Origin of the sequence: Saccharomonospora saliphila YIM 90502 (genome assembly GCF_000383795.1) — a bacterium.
GTDB classification, from domain to species: domain Bacteria; phylum Actinomycetota; class Actinomycetes; order Mycobacteriales; family Pseudonocardiaceae; genus Saccharomonospora; species Saccharomonospora saliphila.
This window is the reverse complement of sequence record NZ_KB912668.1, coordinates 1-6810: the sequence shown is the minus strand read 5'-3', so window position 1 is coordinate 6810 and position 6810 is coordinate 1. Positions and strand designations below refer to the sequence as shown.

The following is a 6810-nucleotide window of genomic DNA, read 5'->3' as shown; positions in this document are numbered from 1 at the left end:
CGGCGTGGCGCTCGAAGGCGGCGCGGCCGAGATCGAAGCGGTGCCTGCGCAACCGCACCGGAACCTCCTCGCCGCGCTCCTGGGCGTCGAACACGGCCGCCCGCGCCCGCAGCCACCACACGCCGAGCCGCCACGACCCGAACGCCAGCACGGCAACCATGGTCAGCAGGGCGATCCGATAGTCGCCGCCGGTCACCTGGAGCAGCACCCCGATCAGCAGGGACGCCACCGTGGTGGCCACGAACCCGCCGACGTTGACCACGCCGGTCGCGGTGCCGACCCTCGGCAGCGGGTTGTAGTCCCGCACCAGGGCGAACCCGATGGTGGAGACGGGACCACCGAGGGAGAGCACGGTGAAGGCGGGAATGAGCACCGCCACCGGCACCTGACCCGGCCAGACCAGCAGCACGGTCCAGGTCAAAGCGGTGGCCGTCAGGTAGGTCACCACGAGCGGCATGCGCAGGCTCGGCCTGCGCCCCAGAACGGCGCCCAGCGCGGGCCCGCCGAGCATCGCGCCGATCACGAACACCATCAGCAGTGAACTCGCCGTGGTGGCGACGTAGCCCTGCCCCTCGACGAGGAACGGAACGCCCCACAGCAACACCATGGTGTTCTGGCTGAACGGGGTGGTGAAGTGGGTCCAGAACCCGAGCCGCGTCCCCGGCACGCGCAGTGCGGCACCGAGCCGCCTGCCCACCTCCCGCATCGGCACCGCGTGCGACTCGGTGGTGCGCCGCTGCGGCGTGTCGTGCACCCGCGCCAGCAGCACGCCGACGAAAGCCATGGTGACCAGCCCGGCGACCAGGAACGTCGGCGTCCAGCCGGGCCCGGCCAGCAACAGGGTCAGCGGCAGCGTGGCCGCGAGGTTGCCCACGAAACCCAGCGCCCCGGTCAGCGCCGTGACGAGCATGTACTGGCGGGCGGGGAAGTGGTTCGCGGCCACCCGCAGCACGGAGACGAAGGTGAGCGCGTCGCCGACGCCGAGCACGGCACGGGCGAGCAGGCCCAGCGGATACGACTCCGCGACGGCGAGCAGGATCTGTCCCAGCCCGAGCAGCAGCAGCGCGGCGGTCAGCACCCGGCGCGGCCCGAACCGGTCGACCAGCACCCCGGTGGGGATCTGCATCGCGGCGTACACGCCGACCTGGAGCACCGTGAACGTCGACAGCGCCGCGGCGCCGACGCCGAAGCGTTCGGCGGCGTCGAGCCCGGCGACCCCGAGTGAGGTGCGGTGGAATACGGCGAGGACGTAGACGAAGGCGGCGGTCAACCAGATCAACCACGACCGGACGGGGACGGCCGTGGCGGGTCGGGACGGCAAGGGCTCCTCCTCTGGCGGCGACGGGGTGACCGTGGGCTCACGCGGGTCACGACACTGTCGACCCCATTCGTTGTATCGCCTAAGCGTTCCCGAGACTTACCCGTGACCTCGGTGTCGTTGCCCACACCCCTCCGACAACCCGCGAGTTGCCCCTTCCCGACGGCGAGTTGCCCGTTCAACGAGGCCGACTCCGCGGGAGACCGAGGCGACCGCGCACCGATCCCCCGCGGACCCGGTCAGGATCGGACCGCGCCCTCGACGGCCCACCGGCCCGAGCGCCACCGCGCCACGACGAAGGCCAGCCGCAGCACCATGAACAGGGTCAGGCCCGTCCAGATCCCGGTGAGCCCCCAGCCGACGGCGAGGGAGACCCAGATCAGCGGCAGGTAGCCGAGCACCGCGCTGCCCATCGTGGCGTTGCGCAGGAACGTGGCGTCCCCCGCGCCGAGCAGCACGCCGTCGAGGGCGAACACCACCCCGGCCACGGGCTGGAGAGCGACGAAGAACCACCACGCCTGCGGGATCGTCGACAGCACTCCGGGATCGGTGGTGAACGCCTTCGGCAGCACCTGGGACACGGCCGCGAAGACCACCCCGAGCACGCACCCGAGGATCAGTCCGTAGCGGGTGATCTGCGCGGCCACGCCGCCCGCCCGCCGCGCGTCCCGCGCGCCGAGCGCCGCGCCGATCAGCGACTGCGCCGCGATGGCCACCGAGTCGAGCACCAGCGACAGGAAGGTCCACAACTGCCACACCACCTGGTGCGCACCGACCGCCTCGGTGGACGTGCGCGCGGCGACCGCCGTGGCCGACAGAAAGCACGCCTGGAAGGCGAGACTGCGCAGCACGAGGTCGCGGCCGAGCCGCAGCTGCGCCCACATCACCGACGGCGCCGGGCGCCTGCCCGCGCGCTCGGTGTGCAGAGCGCGCAGGAACAACCCGCCCGCCACGGCCTGGGCCACGACGTTGGCCACGGCCGAGCCCTCGAGGCCCCAGCCCACCGGATACACCAGCACGGGGCACAACACCGCCGACAGCGCGTTGCCCGCGAGGACGTAGCGCAGGGGACGCACGGCGTCCTGCACGCCGCGCATCCAGCCGTTGCCCGCCATCGTCACGAGGATCATCGGCGTGCCGAACAACGCGATGCGCAGCCACGACACGGCCTGCTCGGTGATCGCGTCGTCGCCGGAAAGGGCGCGCGCCACGGGTTCGGCGGCCAGTTGCCCGGCCACCAGGATGACCACACCGACGGCGAGCGCCAGCCAGGTGGCCTGCATCCCCTCGCCCACGGCCTCGGCGCGCCTGCCCGCGCCGTGGAGCCGGGCCGTGCGGGCGGTGGTGCCGTAGGACAGGAACGTCAGCTGGGTCGAGACCAGCGACAACAGTGTGCCGCCGAGCGCGAGGCCCGCCAGCGGCAGTGCCCCGAGGTGGCCCACCACGGCCGTGTCGACCAGCACGTACAGCGGTTCCGCCGCCAGCACGCCGAGAGCGGGGACGGCGAGCCGGAACACCGCTCGCGCGGGCACGCGCTCCTGCACCGTCTCGACCACGCCGACGAGCGTAACCGGCGGCACCGACGCGCCCGGCCGAGACGCCGGGCACACGGCTAAGGTCACAGGCGATGCCCGAGTACGCGATCCTCGTCCTGCCGTCGGCCAACCGCGTCTACACCGACACCGCGCCCCGCCTGCTCCGCGGCGAACTGGCCGCCTTCGGCGAGGCGGTGCTGACCACGCCCGTGACGGCGACGGGCACCCGCACGATCGGCGGTGTCGACTACGTCACGCTCGACACCGACGGCCCGCTCAGTGACGATGACGTGGTCTTTCTGTCCACCTTGTCCTCGGCGTACGCGCTGTTCGAGGTGCGCGGAGAACTGCTGCGCCCGCTGACGCTGACGCCGGTGGCCACGTTCGACTCCGACCTGCTGACCATCCAGAAGTACTCGGGCAAGACCAACGAGCTGTTCACCAAGCTGCTGGTCAACCTCACCGTGCTCGCCACCGACCGGCCCGCCGACCTGCTGCGCGGAGCCCGGCGCCCGGACCAGCGGCGCCCGCCCAGGCTGCTCGACCCGCTGTGCGGGCGGGGCACGACGCTCAACCAGGCCATGATGTACGGCTTCGACGCCACCGGCGTCGAGACCGACGGCAAGGACTTCGAGGCCTACGAGCGGTTCATCAAGACGTGGCTGCGCACCAAGCGAATCAAGCACTCCGCCGAGTCCGGCGTGCTGCGCCGCGACAAGGCACGCCTGGGGCAACGGCTCGACATCGAGTACGGCGCCGACAAGCGGGCCTACAAGGCGGGCGACACCCGCACGGTCACCTTCTACCACTGCGACACCCTGCGCACCGACGAGCTGCTGCGCCCGCGCTCGGTCGACGTGGTGGTCACCGACGCGCCCTACGGCGTGCAGCACGGCAGCAAGGCACGGGACGAGAGCCTGTCCCGCAGCCCGCGCGAGCTGCTGGCGGCGGCGATTCCGGTGTGGACCCGCGTCCTGCGCCCGGGCGGCGCGCTGGGGATCTCGTACAACACCCACGTCCTGGGCCGCGACGAGCTCGCGGGCATCGTCACCGACGCGGGCCTGGACGTGGTCGACAGCGCAGGCTACACCGGGCTGGCCCACCGCGTGGACCAGTCCATCCTCCGCGACGTCCTCATCGCCCGCCGCTGACGGAGCGGCACGACATCAGCTCTCCGCGTCCTCCTCGCGGGGCTCGCGGTACGGGTCGGGCTCCCCGGCGGGTTGCGCGCCCGTGGCCTGGCGGGCCACCTCGGCGTCGGCCTCCCGCGCCCGGGCGAGCAGATCGTCGATGTGCCGTGCCTCACCCGGCAGGTTGTCCGGCACGAACGTCAGCGTCGGGGTGTAGCGCACACCCGTGCCCTGCCCGACCTTCGTGCGCAGCACACCGCGCGCCGATTCGAGCGCGGCGGCGGCCCCGGCGAAGTCCGGCGCGGCGTCCAGGTTCTCCCCCAGCACCGTGTAGTACACGGTCGCGTCCCGCAGGTCGCCCGTGATCCGCGCGTCGGTCACCGTCACGTTACCGAGGCGCGGGTCCTTGATCTCGTGTTCCAGGGCGGACGCGACGATCTGCGCGATCCGCTTGGCCAGCCTCCGTGCGCGTGCCTGATCCGCCACCGCGCTTCCCCTTCCCGTCAGTCACCAGCCTCGTCGTCCGGCCCGAACAGCCGCCGGTGTGCCGAGAGCAGCTCCACGTCCGGCCGGGCGGCCACCCACCGCTCGCACGCGTCGAGCTGGTCCCGCACGTGGCCGCCGTCCCCCGACACGGCCGCCACGCCGATCAGCGCACGCCGGTAGAGGTCGTGGTGGCCCGCCTCGGACACCGCGACCTCGTACCGTCTGCGCAGTTCCGCCACGATCGGGCGGACGGCCGACCGCTTCTGTTTGAGGGAACGGACGTCCCCGAGCAGGAGGTCCAGTTCCAATGCTCCGACGAACATGTCCATCCCCGCCCGCCCGGCCGACCGGGCCACCACTGGGGCGCCCGGTCGGCCGGTGCGGCTCAGTCGCGCGGCTTCTCGCGGAACTCGTAGGTCTCGATCTCGTCGCCGACCTTGATGTCGGAGAACCTGCCGAGCGTCATACCGCACTCGAAGCCGTCGCGGACCTCGGTGACGTCGTCCTTGAACCGCCGCAGCGAGTTGACCGGGAGATTCTCGGCCACCACCACGTTGTCGCGCAGCACACGGGCCTTGGCGTTGCGCCGGATGTGACCCGAGCTGACCATGCACCCGGCGATCGTGCCGACCTTGGAGGACTTGAACACCTCGCGGACCTCCGCGCGGCCGAGCTCGACCTCCTCGTACACCGGCTTGAGCATGCCCTTCAGAGCCTGCTCGATCTCCTCGATCGCCTGGTAGATCACCGTGTAGTACCGGACGTCGACGCCCTCGCGGGTGGCCCGCTCGGTCGCCTTGCCCTGGGCCCGCACGTTGAAGCCGAGCACGATCGCGTCGGACGCGGTGGCCAGGTCGATGTCGCTTTCGGTGACGCCACCGACGCCACGGTGCACGATCCGCAGGTCCACCTCGTCGCCGACGTCGATCTGCATCAGCGACGCCTCCAGCGCCTCGACCGTACCGGAGTTGTCACCCTTGACGATGAGGTTCAGGGTGTTGGTCTCCTTGAGCGCGGAGTCGAGGTCCTCAAGGCTGACCCGCTTGCGCTTGGCGGCGTTCTCCGCGTTGCGGATGCGGGCCTGGCGGCGCTCGGCGATCTGCCTGGCCACCCGGTCCTCCTCGACGCGGAGGAACGTGTCGCCCGCCCTCGGCACCGAGGTGAAACCGATGACCTGCACCGGCCGCGACGGCGCGGCCTCGGTGACGTCGCGGTTGTACTCGTCGACCATCCGGCGCACACGGCCGTAGGCGTCGCCCGCGACCACCGAGTCGCCGACGCGCAGCGTGCCGCGCTGCACCAGGACCGTGGCGACGGGGCCACGACCCCGGTCGAGGTGCGCCTCGATCGCCACGCCCTGGGCCTCCATCTCCGGGTTGGCCCGCAGGTCGAGCGACGCGTCGGCGGTCAGCACGATCGCCTCGAGAAGCCCGTCGATGTTGAGGCCCGGCTTGGCCGCCACGTCGACGAACATCGTGTCGCCGCCGTACTCCTCGGCCACCAGCCCGTACTCGGTGAGCTGCTGGCGCACCTTGGCCGGGTTGGCACCCTCGACGTCGATCTTGTTGACCGCGACCACGATCGGCGCCTTCGCCGCCTGCGCGTGGTTGATCGCCTCCACCGTCTGCGGCATCACGCCGTCGTCGGCGGCGACCACGATCACGGCGATGTCGGTCGCCTGGGCACCACGGGCACGCATGGCGGTGAACGCCTCGTGGCCCGGGGTGTCGATGAAGGTGATGGTGCGCTTCTCGTCCTCGACCTCGGTCTCAACCTGGTAGGCACCGATGTGCTGGGTGATGCCACCCGCCTCGGCCTCGGCGACCTTCGTCTGCCGGACCGTGTCCAGCAGCTTGGTCTTGCCGTGGTCGACGTGACCCATCACGGTCACCACCGGCGGCCGGGCTTGCAGGTCCTCGTCGGTGCCGGTGTTCTCGCCGAAGGTGATGTCGAAGGCCTCGAGCAGCTCGCGGTCCTCTTCCTCGGGGCTGACCACCTGCACGTCGTAGTTCATCTCCGTGCCGAGCAGCTCGAGCACGTCCTCGGAGACGGACTGCGTCGCGGTGACCATCTCACCGAGGTGGAACAGCACCTGCACCAGGGACGCCGGATTCGCGTTGATCTTCTCCGCGAAGTCGGTCAGCGAGGCACCGCGCGGCAGCCGGATGGTCTCGCCACTGCCCTTGGGCAGCCGGACACCACCGACCGACGGCGCCTGCATGTTCTCCATGTACTCCTGGCGCTTCTGCCGCTTCGACTTGCGGCCCTTGCGCGCGGGACCGCCGGGACGCCCGAAGGCACCCGCGGCGCCGCCACGACCGCCGGGAGCGCCCCGGCCACC

Annotated in this window: 6 protein-coding genes; 1 reads left to right on the top strand and 5 read right to left on the bottom strand. The window is 71.6% G+C overall.

What is annotated here, in order from left to right; translation table 11 throughout:
* Positions 1–1321: MFS transporter (locus tag SACSA_RS22500; protein ID WP_019815866.1), on the bottom strand; the 1321-nt coding region annotated here is incomplete at its 3' end.
* 236 nt (positions 1322–1557) lie between these two features.
* The gene (locus SACSA_RS0110970; protein WP_019815864.1) at positions 1558–2874 is read right to left on the bottom strand and encodes an MATE family efflux transporter; all 1317 of its coding nucleotides are present in this window, start codon (positions 2872–2874) and stop codon (positions 1558–1560) included.
* A 71-nt stretch (positions 2875–2945) separates the two neighbouring features.
* Here SACSA_RS0110970 and SACSA_RS0110965 point away from each other — a divergent pair, with 71 nt between their 5' ends.
* Positions 2946–4004 carry a TRM11 family SAM-dependent methyltransferase gene (locus SACSA_RS0110965; protein ID WP_019815863.1) on the top strand — a complete coding sequence of 353 codons (1059 nt, stop codon included), beginning with the start codon at positions 2946–2948 and terminating at the stop codon, positions 4002–4004.
* A gap of 15 nt (positions 4005–4019) precedes the next feature.
* Here SACSA_RS0110965 and rbfA read toward each other — a convergent pair whose 3' ends face one another.
* The 3 genes from rbfA to infB all read right to left on the bottom strand — a co-directional run.
* A complete protein-coding gene (rbfA, locus tag SACSA_RS0110960; protein ID WP_019815862.1) occupies positions 4020–4469 on the bottom strand; it encodes a 30S ribosome-binding factor RbfA in 450 nt (149 codons plus the stop codon).
* A gap of 17 nt (positions 4470–4486) precedes the next feature.
* Positions 4487–4792 (bottom strand): DUF503 domain-containing protein, encoded by a 306-nt coding sequence (locus tag SACSA_RS0110955; RefSeq protein WP_028661776.1) that lies wholly within the window; start codon positions 4790–4792, stop codon positions 4487–4489.
* Between the two features lie 62 nt (positions 4793–4854).
* Positions 4855–6810: translation initiation factor IF-2 (gene infB / locus SACSA_RS0110950; protein WP_019815860.1), on the bottom strand; the 1956-nt coding region annotated here is incomplete at its 5' end.